This window comes from Anaerorhabdus sp. (genome assembly GCF_036657415.1).
Classification (GTDB): Bacteria; Bacillota_I; Bacilli_A; order Erysipelotrichales; family Erysipelotrichaceae; genus Anaerorhabdus.
This window is the reverse complement of sequence record NZ_JAVXGL010000031.1, coordinates 1-23949: the sequence shown is the minus strand read 5'-3', so window position 1 is coordinate 23949 and position 23949 is coordinate 1. Positions and strand designations below refer to the sequence as shown.

32 protein-coding genes are annotated in these 23949 nt (G+C 35.2%); all 32 read right to left on the bottom strand.

Annotated features, from left to right (window positions below; all coding sequences use genetic code 11):
- The coding region (locus tag RSB60_RS06150) for a DNA-directed RNA polymerase subunit alpha (RefSeq protein WP_332615159.1) at positions 1-814 on the bottom strand (814 nt) is incomplete at its 3' end.
- 25 nt (positions 815-839) lie between these two features.
- Entirely contained in the window at positions 840-1232 is a 393-nt protein-coding gene (rpsK, locus tag RSB60_RS06145) for a 30S ribosomal protein S11 (RefSeq protein WP_323382496.1), read from the bottom strand.
- Between the two features lie 18 nt (positions 1233-1250).
- Positions 1251-1616 (bottom strand): 30S ribosomal protein S13, encoded by a 366-nt coding sequence (gene rpsM, locus RSB60_RS06140; RefSeq protein WP_323382497.1) that lies wholly within the window; start codon positions 1614-1616, stop codon positions 1251-1253.
- Between the two features lie 14 nt (positions 1617-1630).
- On the bottom strand, positions 1631-1747 hold the full coding sequence (rpmJ, locus tag RSB60_RS06135) for a 50S ribosomal protein L36 (protein ID WP_078712830.1): 117 nt from the start codon (positions 1745-1747) through the stop codon (positions 1631-1633).
- Between the two features lie 17 nt (positions 1748-1764).
- Positions 1765-1983 (bottom strand): translation initiation factor IF-1, encoded by a 219-nt coding sequence (infA, locus tag RSB60_RS06130; RefSeq protein ID WP_078712831.1) that lies wholly within the window; start codon positions 1981-1983, stop codon positions 1765-1767.
- Positions 1984-2082: 99 nt separating this feature from the next.
- Entirely contained in the window at positions 2083-2727 is a 645-nt protein-coding gene (locus RSB60_RS06125) for an adenylate kinase (RefSeq protein WP_323382498.1), read from the bottom strand.
- Positions 2728-2742: 15 nt separating this feature from the next.
- Positions 2743-4032 carry a preprotein translocase subunit SecY gene (gene secY / locus RSB60_RS06120; protein WP_323382499.1) on the bottom strand — a complete coding sequence of 430 codons (1290 nt, stop codon included), beginning with the start codon at positions 4030-4032 and terminating at the stop codon, positions 2743-2745.
- Between the two features lies 1 nt (position 4033).
- Positions 4034-4474, bottom strand: coding sequence for a 50S ribosomal protein L15 (gene rplO, locus RSB60_RS06115; protein ID WP_323382500.1), 441 nt, complete (start codon positions 4472-4474; stop codon positions 4034-4036).
- Positions 4475-4489: 15 nt separating this feature from the next.
- On the bottom strand, positions 4490-5002 hold the full coding sequence (gene rpsE / locus RSB60_RS06110; RefSeq protein ID WP_323382501.1) for a 30S ribosomal protein S5: 513 nt from the start codon (positions 5000-5002) through the stop codon (positions 4490-4492).
- Between the two features lie 13 nt (positions 5003-5015).
- Positions 5016-5372: a 50S ribosomal protein L18 gene (gene rplR, locus RSB60_RS06105; protein ID WP_323382502.1), complete on the bottom strand. Its 357-nt coding sequence runs from the start codon at positions 5370-5372 to the stop codon at positions 5016-5018.
- A 21-nt stretch (positions 5373-5393) separates the two neighbouring features.
- A complete protein-coding gene (gene rplF / locus RSB60_RS06100; protein WP_323382503.1) occupies positions 5394-5939 on the bottom strand; it encodes a 50S ribosomal protein L6 in 546 nt (181 codons plus the stop codon).
- A gap of 23 nt (positions 5940-5962) precedes the next feature.
- On the bottom strand, positions 5963-6364 hold the full coding sequence (gene rpsH, locus RSB60_RS06095) for a 30S ribosomal protein S8 (protein ID WP_323382504.1): 402 nt from the start codon (positions 6362-6364) through the stop codon (positions 5963-5965).
- Between the two features lie 14 nt (positions 6365-6378).
- Positions 6379-6564, bottom strand: a complete 186-nt coding sequence (locus tag RSB60_RS06090) for a type Z 30S ribosomal protein S14 (RefSeq protein WP_323382505.1) — start codon at positions 6562-6564, stop codon at positions 6379-6381.
- Positions 6565-6577: 13 nt separating this feature from the next.
- Positions 6578-7117 carry a 50S ribosomal protein L5 gene (gene rplE, locus RSB60_RS06085; RefSeq protein ID WP_323382506.1) on the bottom strand — a complete coding sequence of 180 codons (540 nt, stop codon included), beginning with the start codon at positions 7115-7117 and terminating at the stop codon, positions 6578-6580.
- Positions 7117-7440 carry a 50S ribosomal protein L24 gene (gene rplX / locus RSB60_RS06080; protein WP_323382507.1) on the bottom strand — a complete coding sequence of 108 codons (324 nt, stop codon included), beginning with the start codon at positions 7438-7440 and terminating at the stop codon, positions 7117-7119. Before rplX ends, rplE begins: the two co-directional genes overlap by 1 nt.
- A gap of 10 nt (positions 7441-7450) precedes the next feature.
- Positions 7451-7819, bottom strand: a complete 369-nt coding sequence (gene rplN / locus RSB60_RS06075; protein WP_323382508.1) for a 50S ribosomal protein L14 — start codon at positions 7817-7819, stop codon at positions 7451-7453.
- Positions 7820-7840: 21 nt separating this feature from the next.
- Entirely contained in the window at positions 7841-8101 is a 261-nt protein-coding gene (gene rpsQ, locus RSB60_RS06070; RefSeq protein ID WP_323382509.1) for a 30S ribosomal protein S17, read from the bottom strand.
- Between the two features lie 13 nt (positions 8102-8114).
- The gene (gene rpmC, locus RSB60_RS06065; RefSeq protein WP_323382510.1) at positions 8115-8315 is read right to left on the bottom strand and encodes a 50S ribosomal protein L29; all 201 of its coding nucleotides are present in this window, start codon (positions 8313-8315) and stop codon (positions 8115-8117) included.
- Entirely contained in the window at positions 8316-8735 is a 420-nt protein-coding gene (gene rplP / locus RSB60_RS06060) for a 50S ribosomal protein L16 (protein ID WP_323382511.1), read from the bottom strand.
- A 2-nt stretch (positions 8736-8737) separates the two neighbouring features.
- The gene (rpsC, locus tag RSB60_RS06055) at positions 8738-9529 is read right to left on the bottom strand and encodes a 30S ribosomal protein S3 (protein ID WP_323382512.1); all 792 of its coding nucleotides are present in this window, start codon (positions 9527-9529) and stop codon (positions 8738-8740) included.
- Between the two features lie 14 nt (positions 9530-9543).
- Positions 9544-9876: a 50S ribosomal protein L22 gene (rplV, locus tag RSB60_RS06050; protein ID WP_323382514.1), complete on the bottom strand. Its 333-nt coding sequence runs from the start codon at positions 9874-9876 to the stop codon at positions 9544-9546.
- Between the two features lie 14 nt (positions 9877-9890).
- Complete coding sequence (rpsS, locus tag RSB60_RS06045; protein ID WP_078712848.1) at positions 9891-10160, bottom strand: 30S ribosomal protein S19; 270 nt, start codon at positions 10158-10160, stop codon at positions 9891-9893.
- A gap of 20 nt (positions 10161-10180) precedes the next feature.
- Positions 10181-11014, bottom strand: coding sequence for a 50S ribosomal protein L2 (gene rplB / locus RSB60_RS06040; RefSeq protein ID WP_323382516.1), 834 nt, complete (start codon positions 11012-11014; stop codon positions 10181-10183).
- A 62-nt stretch (positions 11015-11076) separates the two neighbouring features.
- A complete protein-coding gene (rplW, locus tag RSB60_RS06035; RefSeq protein WP_323382517.1) occupies positions 11077-11364 on the bottom strand; it encodes a 50S ribosomal protein L23 in 288 nt (95 codons plus the stop codon).
- On the bottom strand, positions 11364-11993 hold the full coding sequence (gene rplD / locus RSB60_RS06030) for a 50S ribosomal protein L4 (RefSeq protein ID WP_332615149.1): 630 nt from the start codon (positions 11991-11993) through the stop codon (positions 11364-11366). The genes rplW and rplD overlap by 1 nt, the downstream gene beginning before the upstream one ends.
- Before the next feature lie 3 nt (positions 11994-11996).
- Positions 11997-12698, bottom strand: a complete 702-nt coding sequence (gene rplC, locus RSB60_RS06025) for a 50S ribosomal protein L3 (RefSeq protein WP_323382519.1) — start codon at positions 12696-12698, stop codon at positions 11997-11999.
- An 18-nt stretch (positions 12699-12716) separates the two neighbouring features.
- Positions 12717-13028, bottom strand: a complete 312-nt coding sequence (gene rpsJ / locus RSB60_RS06020; RefSeq protein WP_323382520.1) for a 30S ribosomal protein S10 — start codon at positions 13026-13028, stop codon at positions 12717-12719.
- Positions 13029-13342: 314 nt separating this feature from the next.
- Positions 13343-14284 carry a DUF1848 domain-containing protein gene (locus RSB60_RS06015; protein ID WP_332615146.1) on the bottom strand — a complete coding sequence of 314 codons (942 nt, stop codon included), beginning with the start codon at positions 14282-14284 and terminating at the stop codon, positions 13343-13345.
- Positions 14285-14404: 120 nt separating this feature from the next.
- Positions 14405-14938 (bottom strand): HEAT repeat domain-containing protein, encoded by a 534-nt coding sequence (locus RSB60_RS06010; RefSeq protein ID WP_332615144.1) that lies wholly within the window; start codon positions 14936-14938, stop codon positions 14405-14407.
- Positions 14939-14969: 31 nt separating this feature from the next.
- Positions 14970-15521 (bottom strand): DUF1697 domain-containing protein, encoded by a 552-nt coding sequence (locus tag RSB60_RS06005; protein WP_332615142.1) that lies wholly within the window; start codon positions 15519-15521, stop codon positions 14970-14972.
- 184 nt (positions 15522-15705) lie between these two features.
- Positions 15706-22419: an immunoglobulin-like domain-containing protein gene (locus RSB60_RS06000; RefSeq protein ID WP_332615140.1), complete on the bottom strand. Its 6714-nt coding sequence runs from the start codon at positions 22417-22419 to the stop codon at positions 15706-15708.
- Between the two features lie 69 nt (positions 22420-22488).
- The gene (locus tag RSB60_RS05995; protein ID WP_332615138.1) at positions 22489-23748 is read right to left on the bottom strand and encodes an HD-GYP domain-containing protein; all 1260 of its coding nucleotides are present in this window, start codon (positions 23746-23748) and stop codon (positions 22489-22491) included.
- Positions 23749-23949: the final 201 nt, after the last annotated feature.

Sequence of the window (23949 nt, the reverse complement as noted above, 5' to 3'; positions counted from 1 at the left end):
TTAAACAGTTATAAGAACGAACAGATAAATCTAAATCTTCAATCATCATTACTAGACCTTTATTAACTACTTCGCCATTAGCGTCTTTAATGCAAGATTCCATATCCACTACTGAATCTTGAATATTAGCTAAAATGTCAAGGTGGTCAATAAGAATCTTAGACCCTAATGCCAAAGACATTTGAGGAGTAATTGAACCATTAGTATATACTTCAACAACTAAACGATCATATTTAGCATCTTGTCCTACACGAGTAGGTTCAACTTCATATGCAACGCGTTCAATTGGTGTATAAATTGAATCTGTATAAACAGTTCCAATACCTTGAGATGATCCTTGATAAAGTGCTTTATTACCGTCAGCACTTATGTAGCCACGGCCGTTACGAGCTTTCAATTCCATTTCAAGAACGCCACCTTTTTCAAGATGAGCAATTTCTAGATCTTTGTTTAAAACTTCTACACCAGCAGGGCAAATAATATCACCTGCTGTAACAGTGCATGGTCCTTTTGCTGAAATCTTTAAGGTATAGATTTCATCATCTTCAATTTTCATAATCAATTGTTTGATGTTTAGAATCATCATAGTAACGTCTTCTAATACACCTGGAATTGAAGTGAATTCATGATAAACGCCATCTACTTTAATGCAGTAAACAGCTGCTCCCGGTAAAGAGGAAAGTAAAACACGTCTAAGTGCATTTCCGATTGTTGTTCCAAAACCTCTTTCCAAAGGTTCAATTACGAATTTTCCGTAATTATCTGATTCAACATATTCCTTAACTTCAAAATTGGCACGTTCAAATTTTTGCATATCGTGTTCCCTCCTTCTCTATCTATTAACCACGAGGTCGTTTTGGTGGACGACATCCGTTATGTGGAATTGGAGTTACATCATTGATAACTGTAATTTCAAGTCCTGCTGTTTGAAGTGATCTAACAGCTGCTTCACGTCCAGGACCAGGTCCTTTAACGCTTACTTCTACTACTTTCATTCCATGATCAACTGCTGCTTTAGCAGCTGCTTCACCACACATTTGTGCAGCATATGGAGTTGATTTACGAGATCCTTTATATCCTAACGCTCCAGCACTTGACCAAGCGATAGCATTTCCAGCTTCGTCAGTGATAGTCACGATGGTATTGTTAAACGTTGAATGAATGTGAGCTACACCTTTAGCGACATTCTTACGTACACGTTTTTTACGTGTTGTTGATTTTGCATTTGCCATTGTCTTCTCCTCCTATCACTATTTCTTCTTATTAGCTACTGTACGACGAGGTCCTTTACGTGTACGAGCATTTGTTTTTGTTCTTTGTCCGCGAACTGGTAATCCACGTCTATGACGCATTCCACGGTAACATCCAATTTCCATTAGACGTTTGATATTAAGTTGAACTTCACGACGAAGATCACCTTCTACTTTAATTTTGTCTATTTCTTGACGAATTGCATTAACTTGTTCATCGCTTAAATCTTTTACGCGGATGCTTTCGTTAATGTTGCTATCTTTAAGGATCTTAGCCGCTGTTGATGGGCCAATTCCGTAGATATAAGTTAGAGATATTACTACACGTTTGTCACGTGGAATATCTACGCCTGCAATACGAGCCATATCTTATTTTCCTCCTAGTTTCCTTGACGTTGTTTGTGTTTAGGGTTTTCACAAATTACCATTACGGTACCTTTGCGTTTGATGATTCGGCACTTATCACAAATCGGTTTGACTGATGGTCTTACTTTCATGTGTTTTCCCTCCTAGACTATTTATGTCTAAATGTAATACGCCCACGTGTTAAATCATATGGTGAAATTTCTACTGTTACGCGATCACCTGGTAAAATGCGAATGTAGTGCATACGGATTTTACCAGAAACGTGAGCCAAGATAACGTGTCCATTTTGTAGTTTCACTTTAAACTTTGCATCAGGAAGTGTTTCTTCAACAATTCCATCAATTTCAATGACGTCTTGTTTGCCCATTAAAATATGTTTCCTCCTCTTAGTGTATAGAATTGTTTCCTTTGGAACTTCTATTTAGATGGAAATCCATCTAAATAGAAATATTATTGAAGCTTATCTTCACTTTGCCAAAGCGTTCTTGATATCAGCGTATACTTGTTCAATTTCTTGAGAAGCGTTGATATCAACAACTAAACCTTTTTCTCGATAATAATCAAGACAAGGTTGAGTATTCTTGTAGTGTTCGTCTAAACGAACTTTTAATTGTTCAACTGTATCATCAGCACGTTGAGTTAGTGGACTTCCACAAACATCACAGATGCCATCAACTTTTGGTGGATTGCTCTTGATGTGAAAGATAGCTCCACAATTTTTACAAATGCGACGACCAGTTACTCTTTCAGCTAAAGCATCAAAATCAACAGTAAGATTAAGAACAAGTTGAACTGGTTTATTAATCTTATTTGTAATTTCTTCTAAAGCTTTTGCTTGAGGTAATGAACGAGGGAATCCATCAATGAGATACCCTTTTTGACAATCGTCTTTTTGAAGTCTCTCTTCAATTAAACTAATTACCAAATCATCTGGTACTAGTTTTCCCTCATTCATGAAAGTTTGAGCTTTAAGTCCTAACGGACTTCCTTCTTTAATGGCATTTCTAAGCATGTCCCCAGTAGAGATATGAGGAATGTTATAGTTTTCCAATATCTTTTCAGACATTGTACCCTTGCCACTTCCAGCAGGACCCATAATTAGAATATTCATTTTTATAACACCTTCTTATTTATTAAGAAAGCCCCTATATGCTTTCTGCGTTAGTTGACCCTTTAATTGACTCATTGTTTCCATAGCTACACCAACAACGATAATAATTCCTGTTCCACCGATTGCGGTAGAAGTAGGAAGAGAAGTAAACATTGGTAGCAAGTATGGAAGTAGTGCTAAGAATGTTAGTCCAGCTGCACCGAGAACTGTAATTCGATTCAATACTTTTCCTAAATATTCTTTTGTTTCATTACCAGGACGAATTCCTGGAATATATGCTCCACTTTTACCTAAGTTTTCAGCAACCTTTGACGGATCGACTTGCATATTAGTATAAAAGAATGTGAATAAAATTGTTAAAACAGCATAAATTACTAGTCCGATTGGTTTTTGTAAGCTAAGTACATTACCCATCGCAGTAGTAAACGCATTCGCTGGAAAGAAACTTGCGATAATTTGTGGTGCAGTCATAATTGATTGCGCAAAAATTACTGGAATTACAGATGCCGAATTTATTTTAAATGGCAAATATGTAATATCATTCTTTCCACGTTGTACAGTACTTGAAGTGTATTGGATAGGAATCTTACGTACTGCAAGTTGCATTAATACAACTAACAGAATAATTACAATATACATTGCAATAAACATTGCAAATTGAATTAATCCATTAAACATTGCTGTTTGATTTGTAGTATCAACTAAGATTGAATATGTTTGACTAAATGTGAATGGAATATTAGATACGATACCCGCAAAGATGATAATAGAAACTCCATTACCCATACCTTTTTGAGAAATACGATCACCAATCCACAATAGGAACATAGTACCTGCTGTTAATACTGTCGCTGTATAAAAATAATTTGCTAAAGAACTTGCTTCAAGGATATTATTCGAAACATCAAATGCATAAACCATTGTAAAGGCTTGAACAAAAGATAATACTACACCCAAATAACGAGTGATTTTATCCATTTTCATACGACCTTGTTGGCCAGATTTAGCCATTTCAGTTAAAGCAGGAATTACATCCATACTTAATAACTGAATAATGATTGATGCTGTGATGTAAGGTCCAACACCCATTGCGAAGATTGAAAATCTTTGCAATGAGCCCCCACCTAATAAGTTCATCATACTTAAGATTGAATTATCTGCAATTCCACTTCGAATTACATCCATATTAATACCAGGTGTAGGGATTGCTGCACCTAGTCGATAGATGAGAAGCATTGCAAGAGTAAATAAGATCTTATTTCGAGTATCCTTGTTTTTAAACAAGTTGATACAAGTTTGGATCATATTAGATCACCTCAACTTTTCCGCCTGCGTTTTCAATTAATTCTTGAGCTGACTTAGAAAATTTGTTAGCTTGAACAGTCAACTTCTTTTCTAGTTTACCATAACCTAATACTTTTACACCATCTAAACATTTCTTAATTAGACCAGCGTTTAATAATGCTTCAATCGAAACAACTGCCCCGTCTTCAAACTTATTTAAGCTTTCAACGTTTACAATTGCATATTCTTTACGAGTAAAATTAGTAAATCCACGCTTTGGAATACGTTTGTAAAGAGGAGTTTGTCCTCCTTCAAAACCTAAAGCAACTCCACCGCCACTACGTGCGTTTTGTCCTTTATTTCCTTTACCAGCTGTTTTACCATTTCCTGATCCATGACCACGACCTACTCTGAAAGACTTATGACGGGCACCTTCTGTATATTTCAATTCATTTAATTTCATAACTACCTCGGCCTCCTATCGAATTTCTTGCGGTTTCTTTTCACGTAGTTTAGCTACGCTATTAACCGTTTTAAGATTAGTTAATGCTGTCATAGTTGCATGAACCATGTTTATTGGTGTACGAGAACCGATACATTTTGAAAGTACATCGGAAACTCCTGCAAGTTCTAATACTGCACGAACTGCACCACCTGCGATAACTCCAGTACCTTCTGCTGCTGGGCGAAGGAATACTTCACCTGCACCATATGTACCAGTAATTGCATGAGGAATTGTTTTTCCACCGTTAACTAAGCTAACAGTAACAACATTCTTCTTTGCAGCTTCAATTGCTTTTTTTATTGCATCAGGTACTTCGTTTGCTTTCCCTGTTCCATATCCTACGCGGCCTTTTTTATCACCTACAACTACTAGAGCTGAGAAGCGCATACGGCGACCACCCTTAACAGTTTTGCTGACACGATTAATGACAACTACGCGTTCTTCAAATTCTTTTTCGCGTTCTACTCTTCTTGGTTTACGTTCCATCATGAGCTCCTTTCTAGAATTCTAGTCCAGCTTCTCTAGCTGCGTCAGCTAGGGCTTGGACACGTCCGTGATATACATAACCTCCACGGTCAAATACAACTTTATTAATGTTTGCTGCTTTGCAAAGTTTTGCAATTTCAGCACCAACTTTTTGAGCTGCTTCTTTATTTCCACCATTTGCAAGCTTCATTTGAACTGAAGAACAAGCAACTAATGTTTTTGAATTTACATCATCGATAACTTGAACATGAATGTGCGCATTAGAGCGGAACACATTAAGGCGTGGGCATTCTGGAGTTCCACTAACTTTTGTACGAACACGTGCATGACGACGTAATCTTGTTTCATTCTTTGAAATCTTCTTAAGCATAGTTTCTTATCTCCTTTCCCACTATTTCTTACCTGCCGTTTTTCCTTCTTTACGGCGGACATGTTCACCTTTGTAACGAATACCTTTACCTTTATATGGTTCTGGTTTTCTAGTTGCACGGATGTTTGCGGCAAATTCACCAACACGTTGTTTATCAATTCCGAAAACTCTAATTTCTGTATTTGATGGACATTCAACAGTTAGACCCTCTTCAACAATGAATTCAACTGGATGAGAGTATCCAACGTTAAGTGTTAATTTCTTTCCGCTTACAGCAGCACGGAACCCGATCCCTACGATTTCAAGTACACGAAGGTAACCTTCATGACATCCTTCAATCATATTGTTAATAAGAGCACGAGTTGTACCATGTAATTGTTTTGTATGTTTTTCTTCGTTTGCACGAGCAACAGTAAGAATACCGTTTTCTTGTTTAATATCCATTAATGGACTAAACTGACGTGTTAAAGTTCCCTTAGGTCCTTTTACAGTCACCTCATTACCTGCAGTTACAGTAACTTCTACACCAGCAGGAATGGTAATCGCTTTATTTCCGATACGTGACATTTTAATATCTTCCTTTCAGTTTCTTACCAAACGTAAGCGACAACTTCGCCGCCCGCATGTTTAGCTCTTGCTTCTTTATCAGTCATAAGACCTTGAGAAGTTGAAATAATTGCAATTCCTAAACCATTAAGTACACGAGGTACTGCATCTGATTTTGCGTAAACGCGAAGACCAGGTTTAGAAATTCTTTTAATTCCACTAATAACTTTTTCATTGTTAGCACCATATTTTAGTGTAACAGTAATTTTCTTTTCAGCAGCCGTTTCTCCACTTACTGCATAATTTGTAATGTATCCTTCACTCTTAAGAATCTTAGCAATTTCCACTTTAACTTTTGAAGCGGGAATTTCTACTGATTCGTGACGAGCTTGAACGCCATTACGAATTCTAGTAAGCATATCTGCAATTGGATCAGTCATATTCATTCGTAACTTCCTCCTTACCAGCTAGCCTTTTTAACTCCAGGAATTTGGCCTTTGTAAGCTAATTCACGGAAGCAAATACGGCATAGTTTATATTTACGTAATACTGAATGTGGACGTCCACAGCGTTCACATCTTGTGTATTCACGAGTTGAGAATTTTTGAGGACGTGCTTGTGATATTTTTTTAGATGTTTTTGCCATTGTTTAGTCCTCCTTATTTCGCAAATGGCATGCCCATTTCAGCTAGCAATGCCTTTGCTTCATCATTTGTGTTGGCAGTTGTTACGATAACAATATCCATACCTCTAGTTTTATTAACTTTATCAAAATTAATTTCTGGGAAGATTAATTGTTCCTTAACGCCAAGAGTATAGTTACCACGACCATCAAATGCTGTGTTACTTACTCCACGGAAGTCACGTACACGAGGTAGAGAAATGTTGAATAGCTTATCTAAGAATTCATACATTCTTTCACCACGTAATGTAACTTTACATCCAATTGGCATACCTTCACGAAGTTTGAAGTTCGCGATAGATTTTTTAGCCTTTGTAACCACTGGTTTTTGACCAGAGATTTGAGTTAATTCAGCAACAGCTTCATCTAATAATTTAGGATTAGCAATCGCATCTCCAACTCCTAAGTTGATAACTACTTTATCAATCTTTGGACATTGCATAACTGTTGTGTAGTTGAACTTTTTAGTTAAAGCTGGCACTACGGCAGTTGTATATTTTTCTTGAAGGCGGTTCATTATTTCTTCTTACCTCCTTTGATTTCAGCACCTGATTTTTTATAAACACGTACTTTTTTATCTCCATCTACTTTATAACCTACACGGCTAGTAGCTTTTGCTTTTGAATCATAAGCCATAACGTTAGAAACATGAATAGGAGCTTCCTTTTCAATAATTCCACCATCTGGATTAGCTTGAGTTGGTTTTAAACTCTTTTTGATTAAGTTTACACCTTCAACAATGACTTTATCGTCTTTAGGGAAAACAGCAGTTACTTCCCCAATAGTACCTTTGTAGTGTCCAGTGATAACTTTTACTTTATCGCCTTTTTTAATTTTCATTGTTGACCTCCTACAATACTTCCGGTGCTAGAGATACAATTTTCATGTAGTCTCTTTCACGAAGTTCTCTAGCCACAGGACCGAAAATACGAGTTCCTTTTGGCGTTTTATCATCTTTAATGATAACTGCTGCATTATCATCAAATTTAATGTATGAACCATTTTCACGGCGAACGCCATAAACTGTTCTTACGATTACAGCTTTGACAACTTCACCTTTCTTCACTGTTCCACCTGGAGCAGCTGCTTTTACCGCACAAACAACGACATCGCCGATGTTTGCACTCTTACGAACGCTTCCGCCTAAGCAACGGATAACTAATAATTCTTTAGCACCGGTGTTATCAGCGACGTTTAATCTGCTTTCATTTTGAATCATCTTTCATCTTCCTCCTTGTGCTTAAAGAATTACAGCTTTTTCAACGATTTTAATAAGACGGAAGTGTTTATCAGCTGAAAGTGGACGAGTCTCCATGATTTCAACGATATCACCAATTTTTGCCTCATTATTTTCATCGTGAGCTTTGAATTTCTTAGAATACTTAACGCGTTTAGAATAAAGGTCATGACTTTTATTTGTAGAAACTTCAACAGTAATTGTCTTGTTCATTTTGTCCGATACTACTTTACCGCGTAATACTTTACGTTTAGATCTTTCCATTACTCAGACCCTCCTACTTCGCATCACTAAGCGTACGCTCAGTTATGATTGTTTTAATACGAGCAATTGTCTTCTTGATATCTCTCATACGAGTTGGATTTTCAAGTTGACCTGTCGCTTGTTGAAAGCGTAAGTTGAATAGTTCTTCTTTTAAAGATTCAATATCTTTAAGTAATTCTTCATTACTTTTTTCACGAATTTCTTTAACGTTCATCTATTTCTCCTCCTCACCTTTCTTAACGAATCTTGTTTTAACTGGTAGCTTGTGAGATGCAAGACGCAATGCTTCACGAGCTATTTCTTCTGAAATTCCACCGATTTCGAATAAGATTCTTCCTGGTTGAACAACGGCAACCCAACCTTCAGGTGCCCCTTTCCCAGATCCCATACGTACTTCAAGTGGTTTCTTTGTGATAGCTAAGTGAGGAAATATTTTAATCCAAACTTTACCACCACGGTTCATATAACGAGTCATCGCAATACGAGCCGCTTCGATTTGACGGTTAGAAACATAAGCTCCTTCTTCCGCAACTAATCCATATTCACCAAACGCAACTTGACGTCCAGCTTTTGAACGACCTTCATAGCTAATTCTATGAGGACGTCTGTATTTTGTTCTATTAGGCATTAACATAATTAATTACCTCCTTCTGTAGCACCTTTAGCAGCTGGAGCAGTTGTTCTTGCATCAGCATTTCTAGGAGCACGACGATCATTGCGATCGTTGCGAGGACGACGTGGTCCACGACCTTGAGGTGTTTTTGGAGCTTCAGGTTCTTTAACCATTTGTCCAGGTAATACTTCACCGCGACAAATCCAAACCTTAACACCTAATTTACCATAAGTTGTATTTGCTTCATACCAACAGTAGTCGATGTCTGAACGCAATGTGTGTAGAGGTACAACTCCTTCAGAGTAACCTTCACCACGAGCGATATCAGCACCACCAAGTCTTCCTGATACTAAAGTTTTAATTCCTTTAGCTCCTGAACGCATTGTTTGTTGGATAGCTTTCTTTTGTGTTGTTCTAAATGATTGACGACCTTCAAGTTGTTCAGCAATTTTACGAGCAACTAGATAAGCATCTAAATCTGGATTAGCAACTTCGATAACATCGATTTTAACATCCTTACCACCAGTAAGTTTTGATAGTTTTTTCTTTAAAGACTCCATCTTGTCTTCATCTTTTTCGTTTTTCCCTACAAGAACACCTGGACGAGCAGCACGAAGAATAAGTTTAACTTCGTTTGAAGTACGTTCAATTTCGATTCTTGAAACATAAGCGTTATGTAGTTCTTTACTTAAGAATTCACGGATTTTAACATCTTCCATTAATAAGTTTCCGTATTCTTTTTCTGCGTACCATCTTGAATCCCAATCACGGATGATTCCGACACGCATTCCAATAGGACTAACTTTTTGACCCATATCTGAACCCCTTCCTAGCGCTCATCAACCACAACTGTAATGTGGCTAGTGCGTTTTAAAATTTGATGCGCATTACCTTTTGCCGCTGGCATGAATCTCTTCATTGTGATTCCTTCATTGGCATAGCATGCTTTTACATATAACTTACTTTCGTCAAGTTTATGATTATTTGTAGCATTTGCTACTGCTGACTTAAGCACTTTTCCTACTTCTACAGCAGCGTGATTAGGTGTGAACTTAAGGATTGCAGCTGCTTCTGCAGCATCTTTCCCTCTTACTAGATCAAGCACTAATCTCACTTTGCGAGGAGCGATACGTACTGTCTTTGCTGTTGCTTTAACTTCCATCTCTCTTTAACCTCCTACGCTTTCTTATCGTCACCATGCCCGCCATATTTACGAGTAGGTACGAATTCACCAAGTTTATGTCCAACCATGTCTTCAGTTACGAATACAGGCACATGTTCTTTACCGTTATGAACTGCAAATGTATGTTCAACGAAACTTGGGAAAATTGTTGAACGACGTGACCATGTCTTAATAACTTCTTTTTTACCAGCCGCATTCAATGTTTCAACTTTTTTCATTAAGTGGTCATCACAGAATGGACCCTTTTTTAAACTACGTGTCATTTACTTTTCCTTCCTTTCGTTTATTTGCCCTTACGGCCTCTTACAATTAATTTACTACTTTGGTTTTTCTTCTTACGAGTTTTAACACCCATAGCTTTCTTGCCCCAAGGAGTCATAGGAGATTTACGTCCAATCGGAGTTTTACCTTCCCCACCACCATGAGGGTGATCGTTAGGGTTCATTACTGACCCACGAACTGTAGGACGGATACCCATCCAACGAGAACGACCAGCTTTACCAATGTTTACTAAGCTGTAATCTTCGTTACCTACTGAACCAACAGTAGCACGACAGTTAGCAAGAATTTTTCTTACTTCTCCTGATGATAGACGTACTGTTACGTAACGGTCTTCAACACCAAGAATTTGAGCTGAACATCCAGCACTACGTGCAAGTTGTCCACCTTTACCAGGTTTTAACTCAACGTTATGAACAACAGTACCTTCAGGCATGTTTCTCATTTCTAATGAGTTTCCTACTTTAATATCAGCTTCAGTTCCAGAAACGATTGTTTGACCAACTGTTAATCCTTTAGGAGCGATGATATATCTTTTTTCTCCATCAGCATAATTTAATAATGCGATGTTTGCAGATCTGTTTGGATCATATTCGATTGTAGCAACAGTAGCAGGAATATTGTCCTTATTACGTTTGAAATCGATAATACGATATTGACGCTTGTGTCCTCCACCTTGATGGCGAGTTGTAATACGTCCTGTGTTATTACGTCCACCTTTTGAGCCAAGTGCAACTAATAATGAGCGTTCTGGTGTAGAAGTTGTAATCTCATCATTAAGTAATGTACTCATGCCACGACGGCCAGGGGTCGTTGGTTTATACTTTTTAATTGCCATTATTCATGGTCCTCCTTACGCATGTTATCCGGAAATAGCGTACTTCTTCCGTTATTTTTTAATTAATCTTTAAATAAGTTAATGTCTTGTCCTTCAGGTAATTTAACAATTGCTTTTCTGACAGCACTTGTTGTACCACTGTATTTACCTACACGTTTTGCTTTTGGACGACAGTTTAAAATATTTACTTTTTCAACTTTTACATTGAAAACTTCTTCAACAGCTTGACGAACTTCAGTTTTGTTAGATCCTCTAGCAACTTCAAATGTGATTTTGTTGTCGCTGTCCATCATCTTCATTGTTTTTTCAGTGATGATTGGGCGGATAAGAATATCTCTAGCTTTACTCATTATGCAAGAACCTCCCCTGCTTTATTAGCAGCAGCTTCAGTAAGTACGATTTGATCAGCATTCGCGATATCGTAAACATTTAAACCTTCAACAGTTAACATCATTGCATTTGGAATGTTTCTCATTGATAAGAAAGCATTGTCAAATTCTTCAGTGATATCAACAACGAATAATGTTTTACGTTCGAAGTTGAATGATTTCATCATTTCTACGAAGCTTTTAGTTTTGATTGCATCGAACTTGATTGAATCAAGAACTTTACAACTATTTGAAGCCACTTTGCTACTTAATACTGATTTAAGAGCTAAACGACGAACCTTACGATTCAATTTGTAAGCATAGCTTCTTGGAGTAGGACCGAAAGCAATTCCTCCGCCTCTCCATTGAACAGCACGGATTGACCCTTGACGAGCGCGTCCAGTACCTTTTTGTCTAAATGGTTTTTTACCACCACCAGCAACTTCACGACGTGTTTTTGTCTTGTGAGTTCCTTGGCGCATGCTAGCTTGTTGCATTACAATTGCATCAAACATAGCTTGTTGATTCGGTTCAATGCCAAATACTGCATCGGCCAAATCGATTTGTTTTACGACTTTAGCTTCTTGGCTATATACATCTACCTTTGGCATGTCTTATTCCTCCTCTGTTACAACAGCTTCTGTTGCATAATTTATTAATTCTTTAGCAGCAGTGTTTTTAACAGCCTTAACTGTTGTTTTCACGATAACTAAACCTCTCTTAGGTCCAGGTACGTTTCCTTTTATTAACATGTAGTTATTTTCTACATCAACTTTTACGATTTCTAAATTTTGATTTGTTGTTACATAGCCACCAGTTTGTCCAGCCATCATAGTACCTTTATCGATACCACCTTTTCTAGATGTAATCCCTGTTGTAGCTAATGAACCGATATGTCTGTGATGTCCTGAACCGTGAGATTTAGGTCCGATCTTTGCGTTATTTCTAACGATTGTACCGTTATATCCTCTACCTTTACTGATTCCTGTTACATCGACAATATCACCAGCGGAAAAGATATCAACTTTTACATCGCCACCTACTTCTAAGTTAAGCATTTCATCTGCGCGAAGTTCGCGAGCGAAACGTTTAGGAGTAGTGTTTGCTTTTGCTGCATGACCCTTGTTAGCCTTAGTAGCTCTTGATTCTTTGATGTCTTCGAAGCCTAATTGAATTGCTTCATAGCCATCATTCTCATTTGTTTTCTTTTGCATAACTACGTTTGGTGTTGCTTCTACAACAGTAACTGGAATTAATGTACCATCTGTCGCAAACACTTGAGTCATACCAAGTTTACGTCCTAATATACCTTTCATGATGTTCCCTCAAACTTTCTACAGTTTGATTTCGATATCGACACCACTTGGCAAATCTAAACGACTTAATGCGTCGATAGTTTCTGCGCTTGGTCCGATGATCTCAATCAAACGTTTATGTGTTCTAATTTCGAATTGTTCACGTGCATCTTTATACTTGTGAACCGCACGAAGAACTGTTACCACTTGTTTTTCAGTTGGTAGTGGAACTGGACCAACAACTTTTTTAGCACCGTGACTAGTTGCAGTTGAAACAATTTTTTCACTTGCTTGATCTAGACTTCTGTGCTCGTAAGCTTTCAAACGAATTCTTACTGAATTTTTTGCCATGAAATTTTCCTCCTTTATTTCACTTATCTTGCGATAATCGCTCGGTGTGAATTACCCGGCTTAACGCCTATGACAACGCGTTTCGGCGTGCCGGCAACCTCCCACGTCCATGCGAGTGCTTTTATATATTATCACTTACAAAAGCCCATTGCAACAGTTTTTTTTCTATTTTTTCAACTTTCTAAAAAACAAAAAATTTGGAGCGTTTTGCCCCAAATTCTAACTTATTATGTCTAAATATTTGCATCAATTCCCAAAATTCATTCAAATTTTGCGTTATTTATTTATTTGCCTTATATATAAGGATAGAGAATTTACCTAGATTTCCTTATTTTCACTATATCATCTGCCCCTAATTCACCAATTAATAATGAAGATTTAGGATTATGCATACATTTATTGGCATTCACCTTTACCTCATCATAGTTTGCATAACAGTATCGGCAAAAATGGCTACAGCAGTTATAATACCCAATATCCACCATCTCTACACACCCACACTTTCGTGCTTGCCACTTTCTAAAACGAGTTTTCCCTGTTAGTTTTTGTGCTAATTCTTTACCTACACATACATCATGGCTAAAACCTTCTGCCGTTAAATCAATATTTTCATAACATGTTTGAATTGTAAAACCATGTTGATGTGCACTTTTAGCTAGGTGCCTAGCTAACTTTCTTTTATCATCATCGCTTAATTCAATCAATTTCAATAATCCACTATGTTTATTAACATTTTTATATTCATCTACAAAAGACACGATAATTCGATTACAACTGCCTTCTAGTAAAGTACATAGCTTTTCAAATGCCCTAATATGATAATCCATTGTGTATTTATCATTGATAAGAATTGGATCATATCGCAAATCAACATTTTCTTTCCCAATCTTCGCACTTAGTTTTTTTATCGCTTCAATAATTTCCTTTTTATCTGGAACATTCGGTTCTATATCCGTTTGATATCCCGTAAGTGTAACTTGCACATTTACCGGTTTTTCAATGCAATCAATATAGTCCAATAACGGTTTAGGATTCTTTGTACAAAAAACAATCGCATCCACATCTTCCATATATAAACGGCTTACTTGTTTCGGATAAAATGGATTTCTAATATCTATATAACCTTCCTTGTATCGATTCATAAACCACTCACTATAAAAGGCTACAATATCTGTACGACCACTCACATTTATTATCATCTTGCTATCACCACCATTATAAAGTTCTCCTTGAAGCATTTTATCTTTTTCAAACATAGTGAATAACCAGAAAATTCTTAAACCTATTTCTATTACCCACTTCTTTAATTTAATTCTTCCGACAGCCTCAGCTAGTGTTCATCAATACGTATTTATAAAATGATTAGTTTTTATAAATCAAAGATTTCTACGAATTTTTGATGCCTTCTTTAATGATTTAACATATTGATTTCTAACACCGTTTTCTTTTTCAAGTTGGCATATAATTTCAAGTTCTTGAAATAAATTTGTTTTTGCAATTGTTTCAATTTCAACTATCCTCGATAATGCATAAGCACTACTCCAACGTATGACTGTACTTTCATCTTTTGTGTTCACGATTAATAGTGGTATTGCATGTTGAATTTCACTTGGATAATACACAGCTAGATTTCCAAGTATTCTTGCTGCTTCTCGCTTACATGAATTGTTTGATGAAGATAAATACTTTTCCGCAAATGCAAGATAACTAACATCTAATTTTTCAGCCGATTGATTTGTAATTTCTTCAAGTGCTTCTAACACAATAGCAATTTCTTTATCACTATTTGCGGATAAATTTAAATTCAATGCATTGCATGTATATTGATTTTCCACAATATACTTTACCACCTGTTTTCTTTTATCCATTGCTTTTAATTCCTTGTTTTTCAGAATGTCATTTAGTTCCATTTGATTTCTCCTTTTGGTTAAAACTCGGTAATTATTTATTTTGATCCATCAGTATCTTCAACAATTGTTCAAAAGTATTGCCATTTCTTATCGTTATTTGTTTATAATATTTTTTCGACGCTAAATTTTTGTGATAGGAAGTTCTTAGATATTCTTCTTCAACTGTCTTACCCCAAAATACTGCGATTTTTGAAAAATGAATAATCTCTTTGTGTAACTTCATTTCTTGAATACTTTCTACCATCGCATTTATATCAACTTGTTTTGTATAAAACAAGACATCGCGTCGTGCTAACGAATTATTATTCCACCACACTGGTAATTCTTGTGCTGCTTCAAGATAATCTTTTTCATTTATGATAGCAAATATAATTTCAAAGTCATAATATTCTTTAATCATTTGCGCAATATTTGCATGAAGACACTCTATTTTTTGTTTTGACTCAAAAACAAAATTACCGCTATTGATATAAGAAACTACATGGGTCAAACCCAATTCCGTTAAGTGATATTTAAAATCCTCCATCTTTATTTTATTTTTTCCACCAACATTAATTCCTCTTAATAATAAAACATATTTCATTTGCGTTCTCCAAATTTATAATTAGTCATTATTTCTTCTGTTCTAACAGTTCTTTTTTTATGAAATCCTTCAACGATTACCAAAAAATATTCATTTATGTAAATATTATAAAGGTATTATATCACTACTATTTCATCTTGAAAAAGTAGAACTTTCCTATAAGAAAAAAAGTGAGGTTTTATCATCACTTTTCATCATCCTTCTTAATTAATATATAAATTATTATTCCTGCAATGATTATAACAATAATCACCCACCAATAATTTTGATCTTTTACTTTTTTAGGAAAGTTTTGTTTGCGATATAGTTTAATTTCAAATCCACCCACTACTTCCTCTTCAATAATTTCTGGTGTTGTTGTCGGTTGAATTGGTTTACCATTTCCTCCAACTAGACTTCCATTTGTTGTTTCTTGGTTTATCGGTGGAGTTACTACTTCATTGTTTGGTGGTAATAGACTTGGTACAGATGTTGGTCCAGGTGTAGGTGTAGGAGGATTTTGATTCACTACATAAACAACTGCACTTGCAGTAATCATTTTATTAAGCGGTATAAATTCATAGCTGAAACCAATCGTATATTCCCCTTCTTGTTTTGGATTATAGTCTTTCGCATCAACTTGAATATCATTTTTATTCAACTCAATCGCTTGCCCAGCATAATCAATATAACTAACATTCACATCCAATGCTTGAAGCAAACTAGATAATGATGTATTTAATTGAACTTGGTTAACTGCATTGTAGCGAATGATTGGTTGTTCATTTACTCGTACTTCAAACACTGCTGTACTAACATTACCAACAGTATCCTCATAACTTACTGTTACATCGTAAATGCCTCTTTCTTTTACCACCGTTCCATCAACAGGAATCGTTTGCGTAAATTTCGCATTTGCTACATCTGCTGTAACACCATCATTTGTTTTAATTTCTAATTTACTATTACTAATTAAATCTAAATTTTGACCAACAAACAGCGTATAAGACTCAACCGTGATAATAGGTTTTGAAATCACAATTACATTTACCGTTTGTTCTGTCGTTCTTGATTCTCCACTTTTAAGTGTATAGGTTGCACGGATTACCGCTTCGCCTCCCTTGAGTGGATCAACATTAGTAAAATCAACAACATATCCAGCATCAGCACTTGTTCCATCGCCTAGAGTAACCGATGCAGAAATATCCATCAATTTTTCCATATTTGCTTCAGTTTCATTTTCCTTAACCGTTATTTCAGCTGCTGTATTAATTTCTGGTTTAGTAATGAAATTATATTTTTTCGAATATGTTCCTTCATTATCCAGTGCACCACTTATTCTATCTACGGCACTAAATTGAACCTCAACAATACTATAATCTTTTACTTCTATTACACTACTTGGATACTCATAGGTAATTATTAATGATCGTTCTTCAAGATTATTAGAATTATTAACATATTCAAATCCCGCTGTCACTTGATTTAAATCAACTTTTTGGTCAATGAAATAATCATAGATACCATCATCACTAATCCATATAGCACCTTGAACACGCAATGTTTGTTGAACTGTTGCGTTCGCTCTTAATTCAAGACTATCTGGTAAATATTCATAAGTTTGTGGTGTACTAAATAAAACAAATTGTGCTCCTGCATTATCAAGCGATATTTCATCTGCATAAACTGGATATACAACTTCATCTCCATTTGCTTCTGTATATTTTGCATATACACTCGGATTATAGAGTCCGCCATCTGTTTGTCTTAATTCAATCACCGGTATAAAAGCTTGTTGTCCTTGTTGATTATTTACAAACTCAATTGGTGTCGCAACCTCAAATGTTTTTATTTCGTGCGAAACATTTCTATCAATATCTTCCGCAACATAGGTTACCTCAATAATTCCACGATGTGTCAATGCATCAATAACCTGACTCTCTGCATTCGCATTAGATAAATCGATTGAAGTATTAGTTGTCATAACATCTATTTTTTCAATATCTACTGTTACATCTGGCTCTACTTTTACATACTCCATCAATTTTTTATAGATATCGCTTGCTTTAAAATCACTACCACCACTTGGTAGTACTTCTGTATTTCCACCTAACATTAAGATTGGATCTGTTGTAAGTCGATATGTAATTGGATAATCAATTGTAATTACTGGTGCATTAGCACTATTATCAAAAACATGAACAAAAATATTAATTGCTTTAGTTTTTGTTGAATATCCACTTTGACTATCAGTCACTTCACAAGGAATCATAATCGTGTTTGATGTTTGTCCTTGTGGAAGTTCAGTAAAATCGATTTCATTGAAAGGTATACTTCCTACATATGTTATATCATCTGGAACTAAGTCTTTAATTTCTGTTATATCGTTTAGTCCCAATATTTCAACCGCTGCATAGAGTCCATTAATTGTATTCGCATCCAAAAATTCTTTTAAACTTGAATAATTCTTCACAGCACTTGTTGATGAGTAATCTAGTGATCCATCTCTCACCGAAATATTACCTCTTACTCGTAATTCTCTTTTTAATTCCGATATTCCCCCATAAGGGTTTTCAAGGTAATAACTAATTTCATATACGCCTACTTTCAAGATATCTTGTGATGGTGCAAAAATATTATCAAACTTATCTTTAATACCTGTGACAACCGCAACACCTTGATTCGCTACATTACCTAGTGGAATTGATTCGAATGGATTTGTTGTAGTTTCATTTATAACTTTTTCATATACAGGATGTAACCCTGAAAAATAAAGTGCTTCTTCATTACTTCTTTTTCTAAGAGGAAGATTTGATAAGTCCACCGGCAAGCCATCTTTATCTACTAGATAAGGTAAACCATGAACTTTGACAATTAAATCAACACTTGATGTATTTCCATCACTATCAGTTACTGCATAAGTTACTTTATAATAACCAACTTTATTCAAATTCAAATTTGATGTTACCCGTACATCACTATAACTTAATGTATCGTAGTCATCTATTATTGGTTTCAACATCGCTGCTGCTGAAGTATCTAGTGAAGCTCCTACCGATACATTAATTTCATTATTATTGAGTTCTAATATTGGAGCACTGTTTCCAAGTACTGATATCTCAATTGGGTCAAACGTTCTTGTATCACCATAAATGTCATGAATCGTTAATTTGATATAAACCGGTGTTTGTGTAATTTTTTCACCAATTAGCGTCATTGTATTCGTTTTATTACTCAATAATGTCACATAGTTACTGTCCGCTGGATTTACAAGTTCCCACTCATAAGCATCTGTTTTGGAAAGTAAACGACTCATTGATAAATAACTAAATTGCGCTGTCTCACTATATAATTTATTTAATTTAATCGCAGAAGTACTAGGATGTACTAACGTAATATCATTAATATTGTATTTAACATAACCACTATTCAAACTTTGTGATGATGGAATCGTTGGATCAATCCCTTTTATCCAACCTTCATTTAAACCAACATAACCAACTTGACTCAAGTTTTCATTGCTACCACCTAGTGATGGTGTAAAACGATATCCATTCTCTAATTCAAACTTGATTGCATAAACCCCTGTAGTGACACCTTGTGTATCTGAAAATTCATAAATTCCATTTGTATCACTTTGAATAATAAGTTGATTACCACTTTCATCTACCACTTCTTCATAATTAGAATTTGTATCATTATATTTCCATAAACTAATTCTTTGATTTGGTAGCGCCACATCCAAACCATCAAATGTACCGTTTGCATCTAAGTCAAGGAATGTTTGTCCTTTAATTTCTCCAATAACAAGTTGCGTGCCAATTGGAGTTCCTTTCAAAGATCCTTGGAAGGTTGAACTCTTTACATAGTAATACGGATTATATTCATTCATCTTTCCAATTTTATTATCTACTTGGGCGCTTTGTAATGTCTCATCTATTTGTAAATGAACATTAAATGTCGCAATACTTTGACTTGGTATTGGTTTTGTTGCCGTTACTCTTACCATAGTTACTTTTGATAAATCTGCTGTATTTGCTGTATATGTTGCATTCGCATAATTTTCATCACGTGCATCTACTGAATACTCTATTACAAAGTTATCTTCATTTCCAAAACGATTTGTAATCACTTCCGCCAATTTCATATCCCATTGAAATATTTCATTTTGAAAATTTGCACCAAAGTTAATTCCTGTTTTAGGTATTGGAAAATAAGCAATGAATTCATCCGTTACTTCATTTGTATTATTTGTAAGAAGAAGTGTATAATTCGCTTTTGTTTCAGGTGTAAAGTACGCAATTGTATCTGGGTTACTTGGATCATAAGCACCACTTGGTTGTTTACCTTCTACCGCAATAAAACTTTCCACCAATACATTGTTGTTGGCAGTAACTGGATAGGTTACATTACTATTTACTCCTTGATTTAATGTTTGTAGATACTCTGCTGTATCTCCATTGCCATTAACATCAAAAATATCTTGGCGCATGCCTGTGTATCCACCCGTACTATTATATTGGTCCATTCCTGTCCAATAAAAGAATTGATTAAAATTAATTTCTGCATTGGCGTTGGCATTGATAAGCACATTAAAATCAAAGTCAACTTTTAACTTTTTCATTGTTGCATTTGTATAAAAATAGTTACCAATGACAAAGTCACTTTGTGTGTTGATTACTTGAACAGTATTTCCACGATTATCTTTTATTTGATGATCTGTCCATGATACTTCATTTCCTGATTCATCAAACAATTTCAAACTAGATAAATTAATTTGTATACCTTCTGGAACTCGCAAATAAATAATTGGGCTTCGCATGAATGTTGTTGAAAGATATTGATACTCTTGGATACCTAAAGTTGTTTGAAAATGATATGACTTTCCCGCTAACATGTTCGAAACAACTCCTGTCGAACCAGTTATTGTCGTATCACCCGCAAGCCCTACAATACTTTGTGGAGTTGATCCTAAGGCAAGTATTTCACTTGTAGCAGTTACTAGTGTATTTGCCATATTATTTTCATCATACATTTTGATTGTAACCGTTGCTTTAGGAACACCATTTTTCAAGTTACCATATGTCGTAATACCAGATTTTGAATACAACAATCCAATTCCATAATCTTGTCTAAGCGTTCCTATATTACACTTTAAGCCTGTGATGTATTCACCTTCAGATAATCCTAATGTAGATCCTCTTATCAATTTAGATGTTGTTGAAACGTAGTTAATTGTTGGAAAATCATCAATATTTTGTCGATTGTATGTTCGCCAATAAGGATGCAAATTTGTTTGATAACTAACTGCGTTTATATTCGCATCACCCACAGCATCAAATGGAACTTTGACTTGAGTAACTTGCCAGTTTGGGTCAATTATATATTCAACTGTTTGATTCTCTAATGGACGCCCTGAAGTATTTGAAACTGAAAATGCTCCAGCATAATAATTTCCATCTGGTATTGTTGAATCAAATGTCTTCATTGTTGCGCCTGCTGAGATTACCGCCTTATTCGCAATCGTATTTGGATCAATAATAGTAACACCATAAATATTATTTCTTGGATCATTTGCAGTCCTTAATAGTTTTCCATCATAAGTAGTATATGTAATATAGCTATGATATTGGTTACTATACTTTTTAAACTCCATTCCTTCTGGAACTATATATTGAACTGATAAAGGATCTGGAATAGTTACATAACCACTGAAATAAAGATTAACTTTGTGTTCTGCTGGAACATCTTCCACACGTGCATTGCCTGTGTATAGATTACCATTCCGTAACACCGAATCAAAAATCATTCCTTCTGGATAATACAACGTAACAACTGGATCTTTAGGTTTAAATGGACTTCTTGAGTTTGCATAGTCTACTGGAAAATATGGATTTGTCCTACCATAAATTATTTCTGTCGGTGTACTTGGAATTGCTTGTACTGTTCCTGTTCCACCATATACTCGATAACTATATGGATAACCAGAAATTTCAACTAACTTTATTGCGTAAGATGATTCCGCAACTATCTCATTATCAATTCCTGCCGTAGCTGTTGCTTCAACTGCATTTGCTAATTCCGTATTCCCATAGAAAAGTGTGTAATCTCCTTGTATTTTGAAAGTGACTTCTATGCTTTGAGTATCTGCTTTAAATTTATAAATTAAATTCCCATAGGTTTGTTTTGCTATTGCCAAATCCATTTGTGGTACTATCATTTCTTCTATTGCTTGATAGAGCGTGCTCGTTGAATCAATATTAGCTAATAATTTTGAATCTACATTAAGTGTATTATATTTACCTGCCACTACCGGAATACTATTAAAACACATACCCAGTGGTACGTTAATTGTAAGTATTTTATTTTCATTTAAAGTATCTGTAAAATCTACTTTTACTTTTACTTCCACTACAGGAGATGTTGCAGGAGTGGCTGCCGTTAATCCAACCAGCGGATCATATCCAACAACCTCAATTGTCACTGCTCCAGTTGATGATATACCTGCTAAACTGTTCTCTAAATTTTCAGGTGTACTTGTTGGTTCATTTGGCACTTCAGGGGTTGCCATTGTCACAATAAGTCCATCAACCTTTATCGTTTCAGTTTGAACCAGTGTTTCTTCATTTTTAATATATACAATTTCGAACTCTACATCACCATTCTCAAAAGTTTGAACTTTTGCAGATTTTACTCCATCAGAATTCGTCATAATATTTTCATTTTGATAATTAATTGCTTGGACATCACTCTCGGTGTTTGGCATAACAGTAAGCTCAATAATCGCCTCCTGTTTATCTTCTGAATAGGTTATGTTGGAACTCACTTGGATATCTGGTTCTTGAGCATCGATTGGAAAATCGATCATTGCCAAAGTTAAAATGATTGATAATAGAGATTTCAAAAGACGATGAATCATAAACTCACCTCTATCTCTATGTATTTATCATAACAAAAATTAGCCAAAAGTGTTTTTTAACACTCTTGGCTATATTTCAATACTTCTATACTTTTCAAGTAATACTTCAAATTCGCTCATAATACTTTGATAAGCTTGTATTACTTCTTTACTTGATTGGGAAACTTCATTCATTATTACATCAAAATTTCGGATAACGATGTTTACTGGGCTTGACAACAATTCCCCATCATTTCTCATTTTTTCTAAGATGCTTATTGTTTTATCCTTATCAAATGCATCCTTATAACTTCTTTGTCCAATCAATGCACTGACTATATCCGCAACTGCACAAATGCATTCAGACAATGTTAAATCCGCTAAAGATAATCCCAATGGATAACCATTTCCATTAATCTTCTCGTGATGTCTTGAAGCTATCTTTGCAATATCATCACTAATAACCCCTTCTAAAATATCTTGGGTCACAGAAACATGTTCCTTCATGATTTCCATTTCTTCAATAGTAAGTTTCCCTGGCTTTTCTAATATTTCTACAGGACAAGCGATTTTTCCCACATCATGTAAGAGTGCTCCAAAATGTAAATTTGATAATTCTTGTTCATCCAAATCCATTCTTTCACCAATTGAAGTACTTACATTAACTGTTGTAACTGTATGCAAAACCATAAACTCACTTCTAAAATCAATTGTATACGCAATTACCGATAAGTAACTTTCAATTTCATCAAACTCATAACTTAACTCCTCTGCCATTTTCTTCATCTTTAAAAGATATCCGTGACTTTCAATTTCTTCTAAAATTTCTTTGTGATTTGGCATATTCAAAAATTTATCAACCCAATATGGTGATAAAAGTGTTCCTCTATTTTCTATTATCCATTCGCGACAAACCTTTGCATTACTGTAATTAGTGATTACATCGATTCTGTCAGCTAATCTAATTAATCCCGAGACATCATCATCCGTTAAGCCCAATTCTTTATAGCACCTGTACGAAGCATGATGAAATAAAAGCGGTCTAGCTTTTTCTTTCATTGCAGATAAATTTTTAAGGAATAAATATCCATAAATTGAATGTTGCCAAACATGACTATTTTCAAATGCCATCATGTCGTCAATCTCTTCGGTTTTATATGCACCTATATCATGTAGAATTCCTAACAAAGCTAACTCATTTATTTCATCTTTAGTAAAACCACCCACTGCATTCAAAATGGTATAAATAATATATCCAACTTTTTCGCCATGATTCACTAATCGTGCATCTACTTTATTTAGCGTCCGTCTTAAAATCTCTAAAAACTGTAAACTCGTCATTCGTCTCATTTTATTCCCCTTATACTAAATCATTAAAAAATCATTTAATTGCGGAAATAAACTAGGACTTGCTCACTCTATTATAAATTCTTACTGTTTTAATCGCAAGAAAGAAAACCTGTAATTTTTTACAGGTTTTTTTAATTTAATTTTGCTCTTCAACTTCTTCGTCTTCGACTTCATGCCATTTTCTACCAAAGTAGAAACAAA

Excerpts from the sequence above, each read along its gene's own strand:
- infA (WP_078712831.1), bottom strand. The coding sequence starts at position 1,983 with ATGGGCAAACAAGACGTCATTGAAATTGATGGAATTGTTGAAGAAACA.
- rpsQ (WP_323382509.1), bottom strand. The coding sequence starts at position 8,101 with ATGGAAAGATCTAAACGTAAAGTATTACGCGGTAAAGTAGTATCGGAC.
- rplE (WP_323382506.1), bottom strand. The coding sequence starts at position 7,117 with ATGAACCGCCTTCAAGAAAAATATACAACTGCCGTAGTGCCAGCTTTA.
- rpsM (WP_323382497.1), bottom strand. The coding sequence starts at position 1,616 with ATGGCTCGTATTGCAGGCGTAGATATTCCACGTGACAAACGTGTAGTA.
- rplP (WP_323382511.1), bottom strand. The coding sequence starts at position 8,735 with ATGTTAATGCCTAATAGAACAAAATACAGACGTCCTCATAGAATTAGC.
- RSB60_RS06090 (WP_323382505.1), bottom strand. The coding sequence starts at position 6,564 with ATGGCAAAAACATCTAAAAAAATATCACAAGCACGTCCTCAAAAATTC.
- RSB60_RS06000 (WP_332615140.1), bottom strand. The coding sequence starts at position 22,419 with ATGATTCATCGTCTTTTGAAATCTCTATTATCAATCATTTTAACTTTG.
- rplR (WP_323382502.1), bottom strand. The coding sequence starts at position 5,372 with ATGCTTAAGAAGATTTCAAAGAATGAAACAAGATTACGTCGTCATGCA.
- rpsC (WP_323382512.1), bottom strand. The coding sequence starts at position 9,529 with ATGGGTCAAAAAGTTAGTCCTATTGGAATGCGTGTCGGAATCATCCGT.
- rpmC (WP_323382510.1), bottom strand. The coding sequence starts at position 8,315 with ATGAACGTTAAAGAAATTCGTGAAAAAAGTAATGAAGAATTACTTAAA.
- RSB60_RS06015 (WP_332615146.1), bottom strand. The coding sequence starts at position 14,284 with ATGTTTGAAAAAGATAAAATGCTTCAAGGAGAACTTTATAATGGTGGT.
- rpsH (WP_323382504.1), bottom strand. The coding sequence starts at position 6,364 with ATGAATATGACTGATCCAATTGCAGATATGCTTACTAGAATTCGTAAT.
- rplD (WP_332615149.1), bottom strand. The coding sequence starts at position 11,993 with ATGCCAAAGGTAGATGTATATAGCCAAGAAGCTAAAGTCGTAAAACAA.
- RSB60_RS06125 (WP_323382498.1), bottom strand. The coding sequence starts at position 2,727 with ATGAATATTCTAATTATGGGTCCTGCTGGAAGTGGCAAGGGTACAATG.
- rpsK (WP_323382496.1), bottom strand. The coding sequence starts at position 1,232 with ATGGCAAATGCAAAATCAACAACACGTAAAAAACGTGTACGTAAGAAT.
- rplV (WP_323382514.1), bottom strand. The coding sequence starts at position 9,876 with ATGGAAGTTAAAGCAACAGCAAAGACAGTACGTATCGCTCCTCGCAAA.
- rplF (WP_323382503.1), bottom strand. The coding sequence starts at position 5,939 with ATGTCACGTATCGGAAATAAAGCGATTACCATTCCTGCTGGTGTAGAA.
- rplW (WP_323382517.1), bottom strand. The coding sequence starts at position 11,364 with ATGAGTAAAGCTAGAGATATTCTTATCCGCCCAATCATCACTGAAAAA.
- rplO (WP_323382500.1), bottom strand. The coding sequence starts at position 4,474 with ATGAAATTAAATGAATTGAAATATACAGAAGGTGCCCGTCATAAGTCT.
- RSB60_RS05995 (WP_332615138.1), bottom strand. The coding sequence starts at position 23,748 with ATGAGACGAATGACGAGTTTACAGTTTTTAGAGATTTTAAGACGGACG.
- rpmJ (WP_078712830.1), bottom strand. The coding sequence starts at position 1,747 with ATGAAAGTAAGACCATCAGTCAAACCGATTTGTGATAAGTGCCGAATC.
- rplB (WP_323382516.1), bottom strand. The coding sequence starts at position 11,014 with ATGGCAATTAAAAAGTATAAACCAACGACCCCTGGCCGTCGTGGCATG.
- RSB60_RS06010 (WP_332615144.1), bottom strand. The coding sequence starts at position 14,938 with ATGGAACTAAATGACATTCTGAAAAACAAGGAATTAAAAGCAATGGAT.
- rplX (WP_323382507.1), bottom strand. The coding sequence starts at position 7,440 with ATGAAAATTAAAAAAGGCGATAAAGTAAAAGTTATCACTGGACACTAC.
- rpsS (WP_078712848.1), bottom strand. The coding sequence starts at position 10,160 with ATGACACGTAGTTTAAAAAAGGGTCCATTCTGTGATGACCACTTAATG.
- rpsJ (WP_323382520.1), bottom strand. The coding sequence starts at position 13,028 with ATGGCAAAAAATTCAGTAAGAATTCGTTTGAAAGCTTACGAGCACAGA.
- rplC (WP_323382519.1), bottom strand. The coding sequence starts at position 12,698 with ATGAAAGGTATATTAGGACGTAAACTTGGTATGACTCAAGTGTTTGCG.
- RSB60_RS06005 (WP_332615142.1), bottom strand. The coding sequence starts at position 15,521 with ATGAAATATGTTTTATTATTAAGAGGAATTAATGTTGGTGGAAAAAAT.
- rpsE (WP_323382501.1), bottom strand. The coding sequence starts at position 5,002 with ATGGAACGTAAACCAAGAAGAGTAGAACGCGAAAAAGAATTTGAAGAA.
- rplN (WP_323382508.1), bottom strand. The coding sequence starts at position 7,819 with ATGATTCAAAATGAAAGCAGATTAAACGTCGCTGATAACACCGGTGCT.
- secY (WP_323382499.1), bottom strand. The coding sequence starts at position 4,032 with ATGATCCAAACTTGTATCAACTTGTTTAAAAACAAGGATACTCGAAAT.